The sequence below is a fragment of the Fervidobacterium sp. genome (genome assembly GCF_059913585.1).
The window spans coordinates 1-19,610 of sequence record NZ_DBOLZL010000012.1 but is presented as its reverse complement, the minus strand read 5'-3'; the positions used below and the strand labels follow the sequence as shown (position 1 = coordinate 19,610).

General features: G+C 39.4%; 20 protein-coding genes. 15 read left to right on the top strand and 5 right to left on the bottom strand.

All coding sequences use genetic code 11. The features are described 5' to 3' along the window. Nucleotides 1-2: 2 nt before the first annotated feature. The 3 genes from AC3M61_RS03410 to AC3M61_RS03400 are packed head-to-tail and all read right to left on the bottom strand — an operon-like array spanning nucleotide 3 to nucleotide 2,019. Nucleotides 3-482, bottom strand: a complete 480-nt coding sequence (locus tag AC3M61_RS03410; RefSeq protein ID WP_500779510.1) for a YqeG family HAD IIIA-type phosphatase — start codon at nucleotides 480-482, stop codon at nucleotides 3-5. A gap of 32 nt (nucleotides 483-514) precedes the next feature. Then, nucleotides 515-1,138: a sigma-70 family RNA polymerase sigma factor gene (locus AC3M61_RS03405; RefSeq protein WP_500779509.1), complete on the bottom strand. Its 624-nt coding sequence runs from the start codon at nucleotides 1,136-1,138 to the stop codon at nucleotides 515-517. A 29-nt stretch (nucleotides 1,139-1,167) separates the two neighbouring features. Then, on the bottom strand, nucleotides 1,168-2,019 hold the full coding sequence (locus tag AC3M61_RS03400) for an HAD-IIA family hydrolase (RefSeq protein ID WP_500779508.1): 852 nt from the start codon (nucleotides 2,017-2,019) through the stop codon (nucleotides 1,168-1,170). Between the two features lie 253 nt (nucleotides 2,020-2,272). Here AC3M61_RS03400 and AC3M61_RS03395 point away from each other — a divergent pair, with 253 nt between their 5' ends. The 7 genes from AC3M61_RS03395 to hydE all read left to right on the top strand — a co-directional run bounded on the left by AC3M61_RS03395 (nucleotide 2,273) and on the right by hydE (nucleotide 10,337). Continuing rightward, nucleotides 2,273-3,121, top strand: coding sequence for a hypothetical protein (locus AC3M61_RS03395; RefSeq protein WP_500779507.1), 849 nt, complete (start codon nucleotides 2,273-2,275; stop codon nucleotides 3,119-3,121). 214 nt (nucleotides 3,122-3,335) lie between these two features. After that, the gene (locus tag AC3M61_RS03390) at nucleotides 3,336-5,102 is read left to right on the top strand and encodes an NADH-dependent [FeFe] hydrogenase, group A6 (protein ID WP_500779506.1); all 1,767 of its coding nucleotides are present in this window, start codon (nucleotides 3,336-3,338) and stop codon (nucleotides 5,100-5,102) included. 435 nt (nucleotides 5,103-5,537) lie between these two features. Beyond that, nucleotides 5,538-7,304 carry an NADH-dependent [FeFe] hydrogenase, group A6 gene (locus tag AC3M61_RS03385; protein ID WP_500779505.1) on the top strand — a complete coding sequence of 589 codons (1,767 nt, stop codon included), beginning with the start codon at nucleotides 5,538-5,540 and terminating at the stop codon, nucleotides 7,302-7,304. Next, nucleotides 7,305-7,559, top strand: coding sequence for a TM1266 family iron-only hydrogenase system putative regulator (locus AC3M61_RS03380; protein ID WP_029684127.1), 255 nt, complete (start codon nucleotides 7,305-7,307; stop codon nucleotides 7,557-7,559). A 34-nt stretch (nucleotides 7,560-7,593) separates the two neighbouring features. Continuing rightward, the gene (gene hydG, locus AC3M61_RS03375; RefSeq protein ID WP_500779504.1) at nucleotides 7,594-9,003 is read left to right on the top strand and encodes a [FeFe] hydrogenase H-cluster radical SAM maturase HydG; all 1,410 of its coding nucleotides are present in this window, start codon (nucleotides 7,594-7,596) and stop codon (nucleotides 9,001-9,003) included. Beyond that, on the top strand, nucleotides 8,990-9,256 hold the full coding sequence (locus tag AC3M61_RS03370; protein WP_500779728.1) for a hypothetical protein: 267 nt from the start codon (nucleotides 8,990-8,992) through the stop codon (nucleotides 9,254-9,256). Before hydG ends, AC3M61_RS03370 begins: the two co-directional genes overlap by 14 nt. 25 nt (nucleotides 9,257-9,281) lie before the next feature. Beyond that, nucleotides 9,282-10,337 carry a [FeFe] hydrogenase H-cluster radical SAM maturase HydE gene (gene hydE / locus AC3M61_RS03365; protein ID WP_500779503.1) on the top strand — a complete coding sequence of 352 codons (1,056 nt, stop codon included), beginning with the start codon at nucleotides 9,282-9,284 and terminating at the stop codon, nucleotides 10,335-10,337. Between the two features lie 60 nt (nucleotides 10,338-10,397). On the opposite strand, the gene AC3M61_RS03360 is transcribed toward hydE, so the two are convergent. Then, nucleotides 10,398-10,667, bottom strand: coding sequence for a CPF_0552 family protein (locus AC3M61_RS03360; protein ID WP_014450895.1), 270 nt, complete (start codon nucleotides 10,665-10,667; stop codon nucleotides 10,398-10,400). 140 nt (nucleotides 10,668-10,807) lie between these two features. On the opposite strand from AC3M61_RS03360, the gene AC3M61_RS03355 reads away from it, so the two are divergent. The 5 genes from AC3M61_RS03355 to AC3M61_RS03335 are packed head-to-tail and all read left to right on the top strand — an operon-like array spanning nucleotide 10,808 to nucleotide 15,876. After that, nucleotides 10,808-11,554 carry an ABC transporter permease subunit gene (locus AC3M61_RS03355; RefSeq protein ID WP_029684122.1) on the top strand — a complete coding sequence of 249 codons (747 nt, stop codon included), beginning with the start codon at nucleotides 10,808-10,810 and terminating at the stop codon, nucleotides 11,552-11,554. Next, on the top strand, nucleotides 11,555-12,301 hold the full coding sequence (locus tag AC3M61_RS03350; protein ID WP_500779502.1) for an ABC transporter ATP-binding protein: 747 nt from the start codon (nucleotides 11,555-11,557) through the stop codon (nucleotides 12,299-12,301). Then, nucleotides 12,298-13,236: an ABC transporter substrate-binding protein gene (locus AC3M61_RS03345; protein WP_500779501.1), complete on the top strand. Its 939-nt coding sequence runs from the start codon at nucleotides 12,298-12,300 to the stop codon at nucleotides 13,234-13,236. The genes AC3M61_RS03350 and AC3M61_RS03345 overlap by 4 nt, the downstream gene beginning before the upstream one ends. Nucleotides 13,237-13,259: 23 nt before the next feature. Continuing rightward, the gene (hydF, locus tag AC3M61_RS03340; RefSeq protein WP_500779500.1) at nucleotides 13,260-14,477 is read left to right on the top strand and encodes a [FeFe] hydrogenase H-cluster maturation GTPase HydF; all 1,218 of its coding nucleotides are present in this window, start codon (nucleotides 13,260-13,262) and stop codon (nucleotides 14,475-14,477) included. A 1-nt stretch (nucleotide 14,478) separates the two neighbouring features. Beyond that, on the top strand, nucleotides 14,479-15,876 hold the full coding sequence (locus AC3M61_RS03335) for an aspartate ammonia-lyase (protein WP_500779499.1): 1,398 nt from the start codon (nucleotides 14,479-14,481) through the stop codon (nucleotides 15,874-15,876). Here AC3M61_RS03335 and AC3M61_RS03330 read toward each other — a convergent pair. Continuing rightward, nucleotides 15,873-16,631, bottom strand: coding sequence for a class I SAM-dependent methyltransferase (locus AC3M61_RS03330; RefSeq protein WP_500779498.1), 759 nt, complete (start codon nucleotides 16,629-16,631; stop codon nucleotides 15,873-15,875). The two genes, AC3M61_RS03335 and AC3M61_RS03330, sit on opposite strands and share 4 nt — an antisense overlap. Before the next feature lie 299 nt (nucleotides 16,632-16,930). Here AC3M61_RS03330 and AC3M61_RS03325 point away from each other — a divergent pair, with 299 nt between their 5' ends. The 3 genes from AC3M61_RS03325 to AC3M61_RS03315 form a co-directional block, all read left to right on the top strand. Further along, a complete protein-coding gene (locus AC3M61_RS03325; RefSeq protein ID WP_500779497.1) occupies nucleotides 16,931-17,146 on the top strand; it encodes a hypothetical protein in 216 nt (71 codons plus the stop codon). A 768-nt stretch (nucleotides 17,147-17,914) separates the two neighbouring features. Further along, complete coding sequence (locus AC3M61_RS03320; protein ID WP_500779496.1) at nucleotides 17,915-18,334, top strand: hypothetical protein; 420 nt, start codon at nucleotides 17,915-17,917, stop codon at nucleotides 18,332-18,334. A gap of 148 nt (nucleotides 18,335-18,482) precedes the next feature. Further along, nucleotides 18,483-19,610, top strand: a 1,128-nt coding sequence (locus AC3M61_RS03315) for a cache domain-containing protein (protein WP_500779495.1), incomplete at its 3' end; no start/stop codon positions are given.

Here is a 19,610-nt window from a genome sequence, read left to right as displayed (position 1 = left end):
TATTATTCCCTCCTACTCCGATGAGTAAGCCTATGGAGTAATTTCTCAAAAAACCTTAGTATTCTTGTCCCAAACGCTTCCTTTGACTTATCAATCGGCTCGACTTTGATGACATCAACTCCGAGTAATTTCGCAAAAAGCACGTCCGTAAAGATTTGGTCACCAATAACTACTATTTCTTCTTTTTGCTTAAGTTTCTGTTTGAGTTTCAATCTCACTTTAAAAGCCAACGGCTTAAATGCACGCCAAATAACTGGGACTTCGTAATCCAAGTTTCGCTTACGACCGTTGGAAACGATATAAATTTCTGCACCTTTTGATTTAAGATAGTCAAATAACTTTGCAGCTTGTTCTGGAACATGTGTTGAACGCCATACGTTTATTGTATTGTCGAAATCAAAAAGAAAAATCCTCTTCCCTGAGTTCAAAAGCTTCTCAAAATCTATATCATGTATGGATTGCACCTTCTTAACTCTTGCCAAACATATCCCTCGCTTTGTTTAATCTACGATAATCACCCTTCCAAGAACGGAAGAATTGAAGCACTAAGTCTGCTTCTAATGATTCTCTTCACCTTCTGAATGGTGTTGTCGACTTTTTTAAAGTTAACACCTACTTGCTCTTCTATCTCTTTGTAGCTATACCCATCCAACCAAAGTTCGAATATTTTAATTTCGTCTTCCTTCAGGGATTCAAGAATCTCTTCGTGAACTATGCTCAGAATTGTATTCCTAACAACATTCGTCGTTGCTGACGTATCGGCTACAAAGTAATCTATCTGCTCATCGTCGACTTCATCATAAATTGAGTCCATGCTTGTGGAATCAGATAACATTTTGTTCTTCTTTCTGTTTTGGTAGGTTATAAATGTTTTGACTTCCGATTCTATGCTTCTCCATGCGAATGTAGAAAATGAACTTTTGCCAGGTTCGTAGTAGAATATGGCTTTGATGAGTCCTATCAGCCCGTTTTGAACAATGTCATCGAATTCCGCCCAAGGAGCATAGAACTGTGAGGCTATCCTCACAACCATCGGGTAAAATTTCTCTATGATAAGGTCCATCGCTTCCGTCAGACCACTTTGTGCAAGTTCTACAAGCTTTTCCGTTGGCTTACTCCTAAGTGCGTATTTTATCATCAAGGATACCTACCAAGTTCTGTTCTATACTATATTTCCCCAATCAGGATGTCAGCAAGCACCCCTATGTCTTTCGCAATTAGATGCGGCTTTATCGGGCTTTTCTCAGCTTGTTCCATAGTAGCTTCTCCGGTGAGTACTAACACTGTCCAAGTTCCCGCTTGGATACCTGCAAGTATGTCTGTGTACAATCTATCTCCCACCATACAAGCCTCATTTTTGCTGACATTGTTGTGCCTAATCACCATCTCGATTAGCTTAGGTTCTGGTTTTCCAAAAATGATGTTGGGATAAACCCCTGAAGCCTTTCTTATGACCGACGCAATCGCACCTGCATCAGGAAGTGGTCCTTCAGAGGAAGGACAGTTGAGGTCGGGGTTAGTTACAACAAAGAGTGCACCTTTTGAAACAAACTGTGTGGCTTTTTTGATTTTTTCATACGTTAGGGTCTTATCAAACGTTACAACCACGACTTCCGGGTCTTCTTCGACAACTGTGTGACCAACTCTTTGAAACTCGAACTTTATATCATCAGTCCCAACGATATACACACGCTTTGGACCGAATTCTTCGAAAAGATACTCAGCTGTCGCCACTCCAGCCGTGACTATTTGGTCTCTATTAAGCCTGATTCCCATCTCTGCAAATTCGTTGATGTAACTTTCTATAGTTCTATTGGAGTTGTTTGTAAGAAAAACTAGCTTTTTACCCAATCTTTCAAGAGCCTCCACAAATTTTCTGGAACCTTCGAAAGGTTTTCCACTCAGATAGAATGTCCCATCAATGTCAAGTATGAAAAGCTGGCAACTTTTGATTTGTTCTTTTGCACCTTCCTTCAGTTCCACGTAAGGTTTGCTGAGGTATTGATTTGCGTTATCCACAATTCATCCCTCCGAACAGTTTTAAAAACGATATCGGCAAATGCTTTCTTGATTATTATACCACACCAAAGAAGCCTTTTGGTGAAATAACGGAGTAAGTGGTATAATTGATTAAATCTAACACTCCCATACGAAATGTTCAATTTGCTGAACGTTCGAGTAAAAAAGAGTGTCTAAAAAGTGCTGGATGAAGAAAAAGATAATTCTAACTCTTTTGATTTATTTATTTCAAATCACTTGAGGAGGTGAAAACATGAAGAAAGTGCGAAGAATACTTGCTCTAAGTTTTCTAGTTATTGCATTTAGTATCTCTTTGGCAGTGCAAAGTGGAGATTTTGTGGTAAGCATCGTACCGCCACATAAGGAAGGATTGTTTGTTGAGTTTACCTCTGTAGGTTTCTCGTTTGGCAACTGGGAAATTTCTACGCAACCATTGTTCGATATCGTAGGAGCTTTCAATCTCAAAATACGCTATTTCCCAGCAGAATCCACAGTTTTTAACCTTGAAACATTCTTGTGGGATCCGTTCTTTATTAACAAAGCCTATCTTGGTGAGACTGTGGACCCGAGCTTCCAAACATATATCCTTCTCAATATGGCGCATATCCACAACAACACGATACTCGGACCGATAATTGTTCGTCCTTATCTGCAATCCGCACTTGCAACGATTTTCTTGCCTGGTCAGTCTGAGTACGTTTCAGTTCTAGTAGCACGTGGTTTTTTGAGTGGTGGAATCTTGCTTAGCAAGGACTTTGAAGTTTTTTCGCTATTGGAGGGTGGTATGTTGATAAACGTTTGGCAATCACAAACGCCGCCGGAAGATTGGCAGAGTATTTTGGAAGAAGCAAGAAGGCAATCGCAGTACGTAATGGCAAGATTTGGAGGCATATGGTATTACGATAGATACTCTGGAATAGAAATCGGGTATCGAATAACTCTGCACGGTCACGAGAGCCCGCTTAGACTAATTCAGGGATACACTTTCACAGACTGGATTTATAATTACTTTAATGTTGTTTTTTACGCCAATCCAGACCAAAGAATTTCAATTCCATTTATAACAACAGATTATTATCTTAGTTTTTCAACAAAGTTCTAATTGCAACTTATGGTAGCACATGTGAAAAATATATTTTTTCTTTGTTTTGCATGTTCTCAAAAATAGCAATTAGAACTAAATTTCAAAATATAAAACGGAAATTCTCTCATTTTCTTTTCGAATTTTACTATTTGTCACTTGTGAAATTTTTACTTATGTGGTAGAATAACATTAGATTTATTCTTTGCTATCATTATACGGAGGTGGGTGGCCGATGGTAACTATCTACATCAACGATAAGCCTTATCAAGTTCCAGAAAACAAAACCGTTCTTGAAGCAGCGGCAGATTTAGGTTTCAAAATTCCAACCCTTTGTCACCATCCTGAACTTGAACCAATCGGGGCTTGCAGAATATGTGTTGTCGAAATTGAGGGTGCAAGGACTCTCCAACCTGCTTGTACAACAAAAGTAGCGGATGGGATGAAGATAAAGACAAACACAGAAAGAGTGGAAAGTGCCGTCAGGTTCAACCTCTCTTTGATAATGTCGAACCATCCTCACGAATGTATGTACTGTGAAGCGGACGGCCGCTGTGAACTCCAGAAACTGGTTCACATGTATGATGTTCAGCCTATATTTGGGGTAAATGTTAACATAGAAAAAGAAATAGATATGAGTAGTCCTTCTGTTCACAGAGACCTGTCCAAGTGTATCAAGTGTCAGAGATGTGTGAGAGTGTGTAGTGAAATACAGGGTATGAACATATACTCAATGATTGAACGTGGTTACGAATCCCTTCCAGAAACAGAATTTGGCATCCCACTTTACGAAACTGACTGTATAAGTTGCGGTCAGTGTGCTAACCTGTGTCCAGTAGGAGCTATTTACGAAGCCCCAGACTGGAAGAAAGTTTGGAAGATGCTAAACAGCAAGGAACCTGGCAAAGTTTATGTTGCACAGACTGCTCCATCTGTCAGGGTTGCAATTGGTGAAGAATTCGGAATGGAACCTGGAAGCATAAGCACAGGAAAGATGGTTGCTGCACTTAGAAGACTTGGATTCGATTATGTCTTTGATACAAACTTTGCAGCTGACCTTACAATTATGGAAGAGGGTTACGAACTTATTGGAAGGCTCCAGAACGGAGGTAAATTCCCAATGTTTACAAGCTGCTGCCCTGGTTGGGTAAATGAAATGGAAAAGGAATGGCCAGAACTCAGAGAACACCTTTCAACAGCAAAATCCCCACAACAGATGATGAGCAGTGTAGTTAAAACATACTTTGCACAAAAGATAGGTGTAAAACCTGAAGATATCGTTATGGTTTCAATTATGCCATGTACAGCAAAGAAAGATGAAATCACAAGACCACAACAATTGGTAGATGGTATCAAAGTGACAGATTACGTCATTACAACAAGAGAACTCGGAAAGCTCATTAAACTCAAAGGTATACCGTTCGTAAACCTCCCAGAAGAACAATACGATAGCCCACTTGGAACGTCAACAGGTGCTGGTGCACTCTTTGGTGTGACTGGTGGTGTTATGGAAGCGGCTCTCAGAACAGCTTACGAGGTTCTGACAGGCGAGAAATTACCAAAACTTGTGTTCGAAAGTGTGCGAGGTCTTGACGGTGTAAGAGAAGCTGAAATTGATATCAAAGGAAGAAAACTCAAAGTAGCTATTGCACATGGTATGGCAAATGTGAAAAAATTGCTGAGAGAAATGAAAGAAGGAAAGAGATATTACGACTTCGTCGAGATAATGGCGTGTCTTGGTGGTTGTATTGGTGGCGGTGGACAACCGAAGAGTCTTGATCCAGACATTCTCAAAAAACGTGCACAAGCGATTTACACCATCGACGAACTCAGCGTGCTAAGAAGGTCACACGAAAACCCAGATATTATAAAACTTTACGAAGAGTTCCTCGAAAAACCAAACAGCCATATTGCTCACCACTTGTTGCATACACACTACACCGATAGGTCAAGAGCCGTCAGAAAAGCTCAACAAACAAAAGAGGTTGAAAAGGTTAACTAAAACTCATAGTTAGAATTGCTGGTGTGCTCTATGCACACCAGCTTTTTTTGTTATTTGTTATCCGAAAGTCATAAAGAGAAAAAGTGAAAAAATACACAAATATATCATACATTTTCCAATATTAGCCTTTTTCTAAAAATATATCCAAAAATTCAACTTGTATCACTGTACGGCTTTGTGTTATAATATATTCGACATGTGAATATTTTCTCTAAGTGTTTGTTTATGCTTTCTGAGGTGAAGGAGCAAATTGCTCTGACACCAAGGAAAGAGGGATGGAGATTAAAGAGTAAAGGCAAAGCTTTGTGTTAGACAATAATGGCTTTGCATTGTACAAATATCTTTAAGCTCAATTAAATCCAATTCGTCCCTCTTTCCTTGGTTAAAGGAAAGAGGGATTTTTGTTTTCAGCTCCGCTCTGGAAGGAGGGGTATTATGGTTACAATTTATATCAACGGTAAAAAATACGAGGTCGAAGAAGGGCAAACTATACTTGAAGTTGCATCAAAGCTTGGGTATAACATACCAACGTTATGTCATCATCCTGAACTCGAACCCATAGGTGCTTGCAGAGTTTGTGTAGTAGAAGTCGAAGGTTTTAAGACCCTTCAACCTGCGTGCACGACAAAAGTTGCCGATGGAATGGTGATTAAAACGAATACTGAACGTGTAGAAAATGCTGTGAAAATGAACCTTGAATTAATTATGGCAAACCATCCACACGAATGTATGTATTGTGAAGCCGATGGCAGGTGTGAACTCCAAAATCTTGTTCACATGTATGATGTTCAACCTACCTTTGGAATTACCGTTAGTTTCCCTAAGCATATAGACACAAGCAGTCCATCGATTCATCGTGACCTAACGAAGTGTATAAAGTGTCAACGATGTGTGAGAGTGTGTAGTGAAATACAGGGAATGAACATTTACTCAATGGTAGAGCGTGGCTACGAAACGGTGCCTGAAACGGAATTCGGGCTACCGGTTTATGAGACAAACTGTATCAGTTGTGGGCAATGTGCTTACTTGTGTCCTGTTGGGGCAATATACGAAGCTCCAACTTGGAAAAAACTACTCCACATGCTTGAAAACAAAAACGGAAAAGTGTTTATTGCGCAAACCGCTCCTTCGGTGAGAGTGGCGATTGGGGAAGAATTTGGCATGGAACCAGGAACTGTGAGTACTGGAAAGATGGTTGCGGCACTTAGAAGATTAGGCTTCGACTACGTTTTTGATACCAACTTCGGAGCAGACCTAACAATTGTGGAAGAAGCGCACGAACTTCTCCATAGGCTAACGGAAGGCGGAGTATTACCTATGTTCACAAGCTGTTGTCCAGCTTGGGTGAACATGGTTGAAAAAGAATTTCCAGAGTTTATACCAAACTTATCAACAACAAAATCTCCGATGCAAATAATGAGCAGTACTCGCGAGTATTTTGCAAAGAAACTTGGGGTCGCGCCTGAGAATATTGTCATGGTAGCAGTTATGCCCTGCACAGCAAAAAAAGACGAAATAGAAAGACCTCAACATGTCGTGAACGGTATAAAAGTTACAGATTACGTAATAACAACTCGTGAATTTGCAAAGATGCTGAAGTTCAAAGGTATTTCCTTTGTTAATCTTCCTGAGGAAAAGCACGACAGTCCACTCGGTGCTTCCTCAGGTGCAGGTGCTATATTTGGTGTCACTGGTGGTGTTATGGAAGCTGCATTGAGGACCGCTTACGAAAAATTCACAGGTGAGAAATTACCAAGGCTTGTCTTTTCTGAAGTTAGGGGATTGGATGGGATTAGAGAAGCTGAGGTTGATTTTAAAACAAGAAAGCTTAAAGTTGCAATTGTAAATGGAACTGGAAATGCTAAGAAGTTGCTGAAAGAAATCAAGGAAGGAAAGAGAAACTACGATTTCGTTGAAGTAATGGCTTGTATGGGAGGTTGTATCGGTGGTGGTGGGCAACCCAAGAGTTTAGACCCAGATATCATTAAGAAGCGTGCCAGAGCAATCTATAGTATAGACGAAATGAGCGTTATCAGACGCTCACACGAAAACCCAGAAATTATTCAACTTTACGAGGAATTCGTCGGAGAACCTAACGGTCACGTAGCACACCATTATCTGCACACTCACTATACGGACAGGTCAAAAGCCAAAAGAAGACAAGAAAAAAGTTCTGCAGAAAAAGCAAGTGGAGGGAAGTAAATGGAAGAAAAGACAGAAAGATACTACACTATTGACATAATTGTCCATGACAGAGAAAACGCTTATTCTAAAGTAAATGAGCTTCTCCATAAATATGCAGATATTATCAAACTCAGAGTAGGTTATCCCGTTCCAGATGAAAATATAGCCATTGTGTTCCTCATAGTCAAAACAACAAACGACAACGTCGGAGCATTTACGGGAAAATTGGGGAATATAAAAGGTGTGAAAGTGAAAAGCGTGGCTGTAAACTGAAATATTAATTCGATTAAATTCGGAGGTGGAAAGTATGTATGTATTTACAAAAGAAATTGATACGGAAAAAACGTTCGTCCCAGAGGCAGAAATTTGGGAATTGCTTGAAAGAACAAAGAACCCTGATAGAAAAAGAGTTTTAGAGATTCTTGACAAATCACTGAACAAAAACAGGCTCGAACCTGAGGAAGTGGCTACTTTGCTCAACGTTGAAGACCCAGAATTGCTCGAAGAAATCTTCCACGCCGCCAGAACTCTTAAGGAACGTATATACGGCAACAGAATTGTCCTTTTTGCACCACTCTATATAGGAAACGACTGTGTTAACGACTGTGTCTACTGTGGATTTAGGAGTTCTAACCAAGAGGTTTACAGAAAAACGTTGACCTTTGAGGAACTTAGAAATGAAGTCAGGGCTCTTGTATCCAAAGGTCACAAAAGATTGATAGTAGTTTATGGCGAGCATCCAAAATACAGTCCCGAGTTCATAGCTGAAACAATTAGAATAATTTATGAAACAAAAGTCGGAAACGGAGAGATAAGAAGGGTAAATGTGAATGCAGCACCCCAAACTGTGGAAGGTTACAAAATCATCAAAGAAGCTGGTATTGGAACATTCCAAATCTTCCAAGAAACCTATCATCAACCAACTTACAAAAAACTTCATCCACGTGGTCCAAAATCGAATTACGCTTGGAGACTATATGGTCTTGACCGTGCCATGCTTGCCGGTATAGACGATGTAGGAATTGGAGCACTCTTCGGTTTGTTCAACTGGAAATTCGAAGTAATGGGTTTGATTTACCACACAATACACCTTGAAGAACGATTCGGAGTTGGTCCTCACACAATATCCTTCCCAAGAATAGAACCGGCCGTTGGTAGCGAGATTTCATACAATCCACCACATAAAGTTAGCGATGAAGACTTCAAGAAACTTGTTGCCATCATAAGGCTTGCTGTTCCATACACTGGCATGATTCTCACAGCTCGTGAACCAGCGGAATTGAGAAGAGAAGTTCTCAAAATGGGCGTTTCTCAAATCGATGGCGGCTCCAGTATTGGCATCGGTTCGTATTCACAAGATGACCCAGAGAAAGTGAGAAAAAGCCAGTTCATACTTGGTGATAACAGGTCACTTGAAGAGGTAATCCAAGACCTTTTGAAAGAAGGATACATCCCTTCCTTCTGTACAGCGTGTTACAGAATGGGCCGAACAGGAGAACACTTTATGGAATTCGCCATTCCTGGATTTGTAAAAAGATTCTGCACACCAAACGCACTCTTTACGCTCAGAGAATATCTGAACGATTATGCATCAGAAGAAACTAAAAAACTTGGTTACGAATTAATTCAAAAAGAGCTCGAGCGTGTAAATAACAGAGAACTGGTTGAAAAATACCTTGAGCGGATTGACCGCGGTGAGAGAGATGTCAGATTTTGAAAAGCTCAGTGAAGTATTAAAACCATACGCAGAAAGACTAAACACAAAAATATGGGTATGTGAAAAGATAGGGCGTAGGTTGTCTTGTATTGCAAGAGCAGGAGAAGAAAGTTACTGCGAAAGCTTCATCGCATACGAAGATGATAAATACGCTGTGTTCTGCGAACGCGAAATAACGGATGAAGAGAAAAATCTAATATTGCAAGCTTTGGACGACATCATTAAATTCCGTAAACTCTCAACAAGTTCTTAAGAAAATTTTAATGAGGTGATTTCCCATGTTGGATGTGAAAAAGATACAAAACGTTGACTTGGATTATCTTACGCACATAATCGAGAGCGGAAAATACGATGAGGAGATATTCAAAACAGCTGATGAAATAAGAAGAAAATACGTTGGTGAAGAAGTTCATTTAAGGGCAATCATAGAGTTTTCTAATATTTGCACCCAACACTGCCTTTACTGCGGGCTAAGAGCGGATAACAAAAATTTACAACGGTACAGGATGAGTCCTGAAGAAATTATTGAACGAGCAAGGCTAATTGCAAAGTTTGGTATCAAGACAATTGTTCTTCAATCAGGTGAAGACCCGTATTATACAACGGAAATCGTAAGTTACCTGATAACCGAAATAAAAAAGCTTGATGTTGCAATCACACTCAGCATAGGTGAACGTGAGTTTGAAGAATACCGTATATGGAAAGAATTGGGAGCAGACAGATACTTAATGAGGCACGAAACTGCTTCACCTGAACTTTACGCAAAACTTCATCCGGGCGATAGTTTTGAAAATAGGAAAGCACACTTGTATGAACTGAAACGTCTTGGTTACGAAACTGGTGCTGGGTTCATGGTTGGATTGCCTGGACAAACAGCGTATGATTTAGCATTAGACCTTGCATTCCTTAAAGAGCTTGATGCTGACATGATAGGTATTGGACCTTTTATACCAAATCCGGATACACCACTGAAAGATGCAAAAGGCGGAGATTTACAAACGACGCTTCGAATGATTGCACTTGCAAGAATTGTGGTCCCGACTGCAAACATACCAGCGACAACCGCCCTTGGTTCGATAAATCCGTTTGGAAGACAGTATGGACTAAAATATGGCGCAAACGTAATTATGCCAAACCTGACTCCTAACCCATATAGACCAAATTATTCGTTGTATCCTGGAAAGATATGTCTATTCGAAAGAGATACAGCTTGTGTTGAATGCACAAAACAAATGATTAGAAGTGTCGGACTTGTTGTAGGAGAGGGATATGGGTACAGAAAGAGGACGGAAATGAGTGAAGAAAAAGAAGTAATAAACGTTGAAAGGGCATAAAAAAATTAAACATGGCGAGACGTTCATCGTCTCGCCACTAAAATGCTCAAGCTATATCTGTCACACTTCGAGTTTCATGTACTTTGCTTGAACACCATCGATAGCATTCAATTTCTGGCAAAGTTCTTCATGCTTTGTCTCATCATCAACTAATTCAAGAATAATAAGTCCAACGGGTGAACAATACTGACCTGCGCCTTCGTGGAGTCCCAAACGTGTTTTGATATAACAACCATACTCTGTCAAAAGCTTTTGCACTTCAACAGCGGCTTGCTCTCTTTTGTCGACAAGAACTGCCATAACCGTTCTGACCGTGATATCTTTTGGCATAGACACACCCCCTTGTTTTTTGTGGTATTATAATTATAGCAGAGCAAACTATACTTTGTCAAAAATGTCACAATATGTAATTTTTTAAATGAACCAAATTATAAGAAATAAATAGCCAAAAACCTGAAAGGAGAATACAATTGGAAAATCTTTGGAAATATCTAACGGGAATATTGGTTATATTTATCACATGGACAGTGCTCTCATTTGTAATCAACTCACAACTAATTCTTCCCGACCCGTTGACAGTTCTGAGGACGTTGGTATCAGAGATACAGAAACCAGAAGTTTTTGAGGCTTTGTTTATGACCCTTTCCAAAATAGGGGTTGTCTTAGCAATTACGGTGACATTCGGTGTCCTGATAGGATTTTTGATAGGTTTAAATGACGTAATATACGACATCTTAAGACCTGGCATTCTCATTATCCAAGCAATACCAATCATCACCTGGCTTGCATTGGTAATGTTTATTTGGGGCATAGGATGGCTTGGACCGGTTATAGTCAGTATATTATCACTTTTGCCACATACTATATTATCAACAGCGGTTGGTATAAGAACAACAGACAAGAGATTAATAGAGATGGCGAAGGTATATAGAGTGTCTCGCTCAAAAGTAGTTAGGAACATATACCTTGGTTCAATTGTTCCTCAACTTCTTAGTGCTCTACAAGTAATCATAGGTAACGTATGGAAAGTCGTTGTAGTAGCGGAATACATGTGTGGAGACAAAGGTATTGGCGTACTCATAGCTTGGGCGAGACAATCAGTTGCAGTAGAAAAGGTTTACGCATACACAGCAATCATAATACTCATAGGTCTTATCGTCGAAAACATACTTAACCACTTTGTCAGGAAACTTCTAAAGAACTGGGAGTTGGTTTAATTGGCTAATTTCGATAAAATAAATCGTAAAACATTGGGCAATACACTAAACGAAGTTATTCTAAATGTGAAATCAATAAGCAAGTCTTACGGAAAATTGAAAGTAATTGAAGACATATCCTTTGATTTGAGCAGAGGAGAATCTATAGCCCTTCTTGGTCCTTCTGGATGTGGAAAGACAACACTCATACGTATTATTGCTGGTTTAATAGACGATTACGAAGGAACTATCGAACGCAAAGTACAGAGAATAGGGTACGTCTTTCAAGAGCCAAGGTTGATACCTTGGAGAACGGTTATAGAAAATCTGAAATTTGTTGAAGAAAACGAAGAACGAATATTTAAAACCTTAAAAGCTTTGAAACTAAACGACTTTGCTAATTTCAAACCATCAAAATTAAGTGGTGGGATGAGACAACGAGTGAACCTCGCAAGGGCTTTGATTATTGACCCAGAGCTACTCCTTTTGGATGAACCATTTGCTTCACTCGATGTGCATTTAAAGGTTTCAATAATCTCGGACATAATTGAAAGAAGGAAAGATATGAACTTTTCGATGATTGTTGTAACTCACGATGTCAGAGAAGCACTCTTGTTGTCAGATAAAATCTATATGTTGAGTGACAAGCCCAGTAGCATAATTGAAGAACTCGACGTTTCCAATGTTCCAAAGGATATATCAAATCCGGAATTTCATAAAGCAGAATCTCAAATTCTTTCAAAAATCTTAGGGAGGTGGAGAGGATGAGAGGTATCAAGTTATTTGTGAAAATTTTTATCTTCGTATCTATTTTATTCACAGTTGCGGTATTCGGAGTTACGTTCATTAACCCGTTTGGTCCCACAATATTCCCCGTAGCAGGTTTGATAAGCAAAGAAGTAAAGACAGATATGGCGCTCGATATAAAATTCTGGAAGACAATGGACGAAGCAACAGCTTACATTGTTTCAAAGAAAGTGAATTTCGCTGCATTACCGGTAACCTTTGGTGCAAACCTTTACACAAAAGGTGTTGATGTAAGGCTTGTTGGTGTTTACAGCTGGAGATTGTTCTACGTTGTAGCAAGCCCTGACTTTGAATTTAAAGGTTTCCAAAGCTTCAAGGGAGAAAAGATATACACAGCTCATGGTAGAGGTCAAACGGCAGATGTGGTTCTCAGGTTCTTACTTGTGAAGAACGGACTTGAACCCGACAAGGATGTTACATTTGCTTACGCTCAACCCCAAGAAATAGTCTCGCTTTTCAGAAGTGGAAAAATTAAAATTGCAGCAATCCCAGAACCGTTCGTAACCATGACTTTGTCAAACGGAAAGATAATAATGGACTTGCAGGACGAATGGAACAAGGCAACTGGTTTCAAATTTGGAATACCGATAACGGGAATTTTCGTAACAGGTAAACTGATAGATTATCCACAAACTGTCAAACTCTTCGAAAAGTCTTTCAAAGAAAGCCTTGCGTGGGCATACAAAAACGTAGATAAAGCTGTTGAAATAACAAGCAAACAGCTCGGAATACCTGCAAACGTCCTTAAATCATCTCTTGAAAGAAGCCAATACAACTACATTTCTGCTGCAGAGTGTAAGGACGAAGTTCTCTCATACCTTAAAAAGCTTAACGAACTTTATCCTGATGGTATGCCAAAAGTGCCTGATGAAAAGTTTTTCTACATTGTTAGATAAAAACAAAAATGGAGGTGCAGTATTTGTTACCAACAAGCGGGTTTAGAAAATACATTTCCATCGTAGGAAGAAGAAATGTTGGCAAGTCATCATTCATGAATGCACTAACTGGTCAGGAGATTTCCATAGTAAGCGATGTGCCCGGGACAACAACAGACCCTGTTTACAAATCTATGGAGCTTTACCCTGTTGGTCCTGTAACATTGATAGATACCCCTGGGCTTGATGATGTTGGCGAACTTGGAGAAAAAAGAGTTCAGAAAGCGTTAAGAGCGTTCTACAAATCGGATGCCGGCATACTCGTAGTTGATGATTTTCCTGGCGAATACGAAAAAAGGATAGCCGAGATATTCAAAGAACTGGAAATACCTTTCATAGTTGTTGTGAACAAATCAGATATACTCGGTGAAAATGCTCAGACAGTTGCTCAGGAATATGAGAAAACCTTTGGCGTAAAAACCTTCGTTGTGAGCACACTTAACAAAGAAGGATTTGAGAACATAGGAAAAACATTGAATGAAATTATACCAAGCGACGAAGAACTTCCATTTATACCAGAATTCATAGATGCTGGAGATATCGTTGTTCTTGTTGTTCCCATCGACCTTGGTGCACCAAAAGGTCGACTCATAATGCCTCAGGTCCATGCAATCAGAGAAATCCTCGATAGGGAGGCAATAGCTGTTGTTGCTAAAGAACGAGAACTGCGATACACAATAGAAAAACTCAGTGAACCTCCACGCCTTGTAATAACAGACTCACAAGCGGTTATGAAAGTTGTTTCGGATATTCCAGAGGATGTGCCATTAACTACGTTTTCAATCTTAGAAGCAAATTATCGTGGAGATATCAGGTATTTTGTTGAGAGTGTTTACAAAATCGAAGAACTCCAAGACGGTGACACAGTAATAATCATGGAAGGTTGCACGCATAGGCCTCTCACAGAAGACATTGGAAGGGTGAAAATTCCTCGTTGGCTTGTCAACCACACTGGAGCAAATCTGAACTTCAAAATCTGGGCAGGGGTTGATTTACCAGAATACGAAGAAGTAGCCGATGCAAAGCTTGTCATACACTGTGGCGGATGCGTAAACACAAGAAATCAAATGATGAGAAGGGTAAGAATGTTCAAACGTCTTGGTATCCCCATGACAAACTACGGCATAGTCATATCTTACATGCACGGAGTTCTTGAAAGGGCATTAGCGCCACTTGGTATCGAAATCAACAGGGGGATTTAAAATGGAAAAATCAAATGCTTTAGAATTCAGAACAGAGACCGATTACCTTGGCACAGAACAAATACCTGTTGACGCTTATTACGGCATAGCAACAGTCAGGGCTTTGAAATTGTTCCCAAAAACTGGTGAACAATTTGACGAAAAATTTATTTGGGCTTACTTCATGGTAAAAAAATCAGCTGCACTACTCAATGCCGAAATCGGAAGGCTTGATAAAAACATATCTGCTGCAATAACTACTGCATGCGATGAATGGGAAAGACTAAAGGAATGGGTAGTTGTTGACCCTCTGTCTGGTGGCGCTGGTACATCAGTGAATTTAAATATAAACGAAGTGATTGCTAATCGAGCTACAGAAATTCTTGGTGGAAAAAAGGGAGAATATCTCGTTGACCCATACAACCATGTTAACATGCACCAATCAACGAACGATACATTCGTTACTGCAGGAAAGATGGCAGTTATCGTAAGATTGAGAGAACTTGTCGATGCGGTTATCAAGCTCCAAGAAGTGATTCAGGAGAAAGAAAAGGAATTCTACTCTATTCGAACTATCGGACGAACTCAATTGATGGATGCCGTTCCAATAATGATGGGACAACAATTTGGTGCATGGGCTGATGCACTTGCACGTGACAGATGGAGACTAAACAAGGTAGAAGAACGTATAAGAAGCGTGAACCTTGGGGGAACCGCAATAGGTACGGGAGTTGGCGCTCCCAAAGAATACACCCTAAGAATAGTGGAAGTTCTAAGACAGATTGCAAACGTGAAAATAGCAAAAGCCGAAAACCTAATTGATGCCACGCAAAACCTTGATACATTTGCTGAAGTTCATGGACTTTTGAAATCACTCGCTGTTAACTTGTACAAAATATCCAACGATATACGACTCCTTGGTAGTGGACCTAGGACTGCCATCGGCGAAATAGTTCTCCCTGCCGTCCAAGTTGGTAGCACAATAATGCCTGGTAAAGTAAACCCGGTAGTACCGGAATACGTATTACAAAACGCCCTTGTGGTCTTCGGGCACGATGAAATAGTTTCCCATTCATGTGCTCAAGGTAACTTACAACTCAATCAGTTCGCACCTATCGTTGTCCATTTCACACTCAAATCGATGAGACTTCTCACTTCATCGTGCAATGCATTGGCAAAATATGTAGAGCTTTTAGACGTTGATAAAGAACGGTGCCAGCAAAATCTTGAAAGGTCTTCTTCCAACCTCACACCGTTGATAAACTACTTTGGTCACGAAGTAGTTTCTGAAACTATCAGACAAGCAAATTACGATATAGAAAAAGCTTTAGAGTTGCTCGCTGAAAAGGAAAACACAACTGTCAGCGAATTATTGAAAAAACTGAACATCCAAAAGATGACAGGGCTTGGGTATTACTAAACCTTTTTCGCAACAAAAAACAGATGCTCAGATTCAAAAATAAAATACTTGCCATATTTGATACTTGATTCAAGGCTTGGCATACTTGCAAGTGCTGTTAGGTCGAGCATTTTAAACCCATAATCTTCGAATATATTTTCAATTTCCACAGGTTCAAAAGCTCTTGCTTCAAAAGTTCCATACTCTGAACCAACGGGAAGTCTTCGGTGATTTACTAAGTAATTGTAATCCTCCCAAGAACCATAGATGATAACATCCTTAAGATACGAAAAGTAATTATCAACCGTTCCAAAAACGAGGGTGCCCTTCTTGGACGCCCTTAATATATTTTCCATTGTCTTTTCAAGATTGTCCACATAACTCAGCACATCTCCAAGCAGTAAAATAACATCGAACTTCTCTTCAAGATGTAGATGGAAGTCTAAATCCTCTGCAGGACAATTGATAAATTCGATAGGAACCTCTCGTAAATCCATCCCCATCTCTTTCCTTAGTTTATCTTTTGCTTGCTCAATCATTCTTTGGGCTGGTTCAACAAACAGCACTTTCGCCCCTTTCTTCAATGCCCAGAGGCTCCAATATCCAGTTCCACCGCCGATATCGATAACACTCAAACCACTCATGGAGAATATGTGCTTTTCAATTGTCACTTTGATTTGTTGCCTTGCAATGTTCCAATAAACGTCTTCGTACATTTTGTCGTAGACATTTGCTATTGAGTTGTAGTATTCGGCGGGAAATCGATAATTCAACACAAGTTGTTAGCACCACCTTTTTTCTTGGGTCTATGCCGACTTTAATTTAATAAATCCTCTTATACATGTTATACCCATTTCTTGGCTTATTCGTAACTATTAGCAGTCTAAAACCTTTAGCTGGGATATCGATAGTCATAACTCCTGCAGTAATCCAAAACTCTTCGCCTGTTATCAAGTCAGTAAAACACGTTCCTGCAAGTAACCTGCCATCTGGGACTGAAACCGTGACTGATTTTTTCTCTAATTATAGCGCTTGATAATACAGCACACCAAGTATTATACAAGGAATAGTCCATATGCGCAATTTTTACGAGCAAAATACGGCTGGTTTACTCTCAACGATGAGCGAAATCGATAGTATCATGCGAAAGGAAATAAGACAAAAACAACGGCATCTTCAGCAACTCAGAGCTGAGAATTACCTGAACGAAGTCGTAACAGCCGAGAGCGTTGTTGAAACGGTTTTGAAGAAGTTTTATCCAGACGAAGAGTTTGTCTTCGAATCTAACTGATTTGCCTAAGTTAGCCTTCTTTGAACTTACAGCAAAAAATACTCCCAAATTCATGGCAACCTGTTTCCCAAAGACTGAACAGTATAAATCAAAGTCTTTGCCTGGCATGTCCTGAAGTATTGAGATATGATACAAGTAAGTTCTCTTCAAAAATTTATTTGGTAAAGAAAAACTAGAATTTACTGAACTTATCACAGAGGGACTTGATGCATTCGTATTTATGAAAATGCGGTGAAAATTTTGCTCAAAAACGTCAATTGCATATTAATAATGATTCTTGGTAAGAAAACGTGTGAATCGCACTTTTCGTACTGAAAGATATTCTCCAGCTAAAGCAAGTTTTTGAGAAATTGAAAGCTGTTAATTTATGTGTTCTAATATGGTTAAGATTTTTTTGGAAACATAACAATGGGAACATCAATGACGTAATTCGACCAGTGGATTTTTCCATTATTTGAAAATTAAAACATTATCAAGTCTCATTTCACCACTTCGTAGAGAGTTCTTAGAAAACTCTTTATTTTTTGATTTTATTTGAACCTTTTCAAAGAATTCCAGGTCAAATATATTAGAAGCTCCCAATTTTTATGCAATGCACAGAAATTTAAAACTGTGGTTGATTCGTCAAAAAATTACAGGATCAACGAAAAAAACACTAAGAATGGCACAAATTAGAAAATGAATTAACATTACAATGCAGTTGAACGATTTACTCTAAAAGTCTCTATCGAAAATAAAAGTTCTACATTTGGCGGGAGGTGACAGGTTATGGATAACATCCTCTATCTTGGTGTAGAGTTTGTTCTCGTAGCAGCTCTTATAATTGTAGTCCCATTCCCCGGATACTGGATTGTAGGTTACGAGAAAGAGTTTGGCAACTTCTCTTTGGCAGTTGAGACGTTTGTCTCTCCGGATTTAAACATGTCTGGGATAAACGCCGTCGGTTTAAGAGGACATTTGGGTTATAAACTATTTGAAAGTGATTTTCTTACTCTTAAGCTCTTCGCAGGGGAACCAATCATTGCATACAATATGACCAATTCAAACATTGAGTTTGTCCTTTCACCAAGAATAGGTGCAAACGCTGAATTACTGAAAAGCTTTTCCATAACCGTATTTGGAAACATCATAACAACTCGCCCATACTTGTCGCCAGGAGCAGGGCTTTTTATCGTAACTCGCTTTTGAAACCTAGTGCGAGCAGTTACACAAAGCAGAATCGCTAAGGAAATCGAAATAACTAAAATTACACTAAAACTACTATATAATTGGCGTCTTTGAAAAATATCTTCACTGTGAGTAGGTTCATAATTAGTCTATCCTTTAAACCGAGGTGATGGAATTAATGAAGACACTGCGTGGGAAACTTTTTGTGTATATGTTGCTTCCACCCGTGGTTTTATTCTTAGTTATCACAGTGAGTAGTATAGTCAATCTTAACTCTATGTTGCGTTCTGAAAGAATGCTAAAACAAAAGCATCTTGTTGAATCAGCTTATTCAGTACTTGAGCATTTCTACAAACTATCACAAACTGGTACATTGAGTGAAGAAGAAGCAAAAAATATAGCTAAGGAAGTTATAAGGGCTATGAGATATGAGAAAGTTGAATACTTTTGGATTAATGACGACAAGTTACCTTTTCCAACGATGGTTATGCATCCAACAAAACCAGAACTTGAAGGGAAGATTCTTGACAGTTCTAACTACAATTCTGCAACATTAATCCAACCCGTCAATGGGAAACCATCTAAAACTGATGGTAAGAAAAACCTATTCCAAGCGTTTGTAGAAGTTACCAACGCCGATGTTGATGGTGGTTACGTCGAATATCTTTGGCCAAAACCTCTTGCAACCGGTGGAACAACTAAGGAAAACTATCCTAAATTGTCGTACGTCAAGAAATTTGCCCCATGGGGTTGGATAGTTGGTAGTGGAGTGTATATCGATGATATCAAGCAAACGCTAAATAAAAGACTAATAGTCTTTCTGGCTATAGGAATTCCTTTGCTCGTTGCTATTGCAGTACTTATAACAATGATTACTAATTCCATAACTGCACCAATAAAGTCAATGATGACAAATGTAGAAAAGTTCGGTAAAGGTGACTTAACTGTAAAGTTTGAAGCCAAAGGAAAAGATGAAGTTGCTCAGATGGCAGTTGCACTCCAGCAGATGGCCGATTTACTCAAGGAAGCCATGAGAACAATCTCTACTGGTTCTAATGAAGTAAACAACGCTGCTCAGTCTCTTGCAAGCGCTTCTGAAGAACTGAACGCCACGGCAGAAGAGCTGGCTTCAAAGACTGAAGAAATAAACAAAGCTTTGCAAAATGCTTCTGCTTCCATTGAAGAGACAACAAGTGGTATTGAGGAAATATCGGCAAGTGCTCAAAATGTCTCAAAGGCAGCTCAGGAACTTTCCGAAAAGGCTATGCTCGTGAATAGTGCTGCAAAAGAAGGTGAA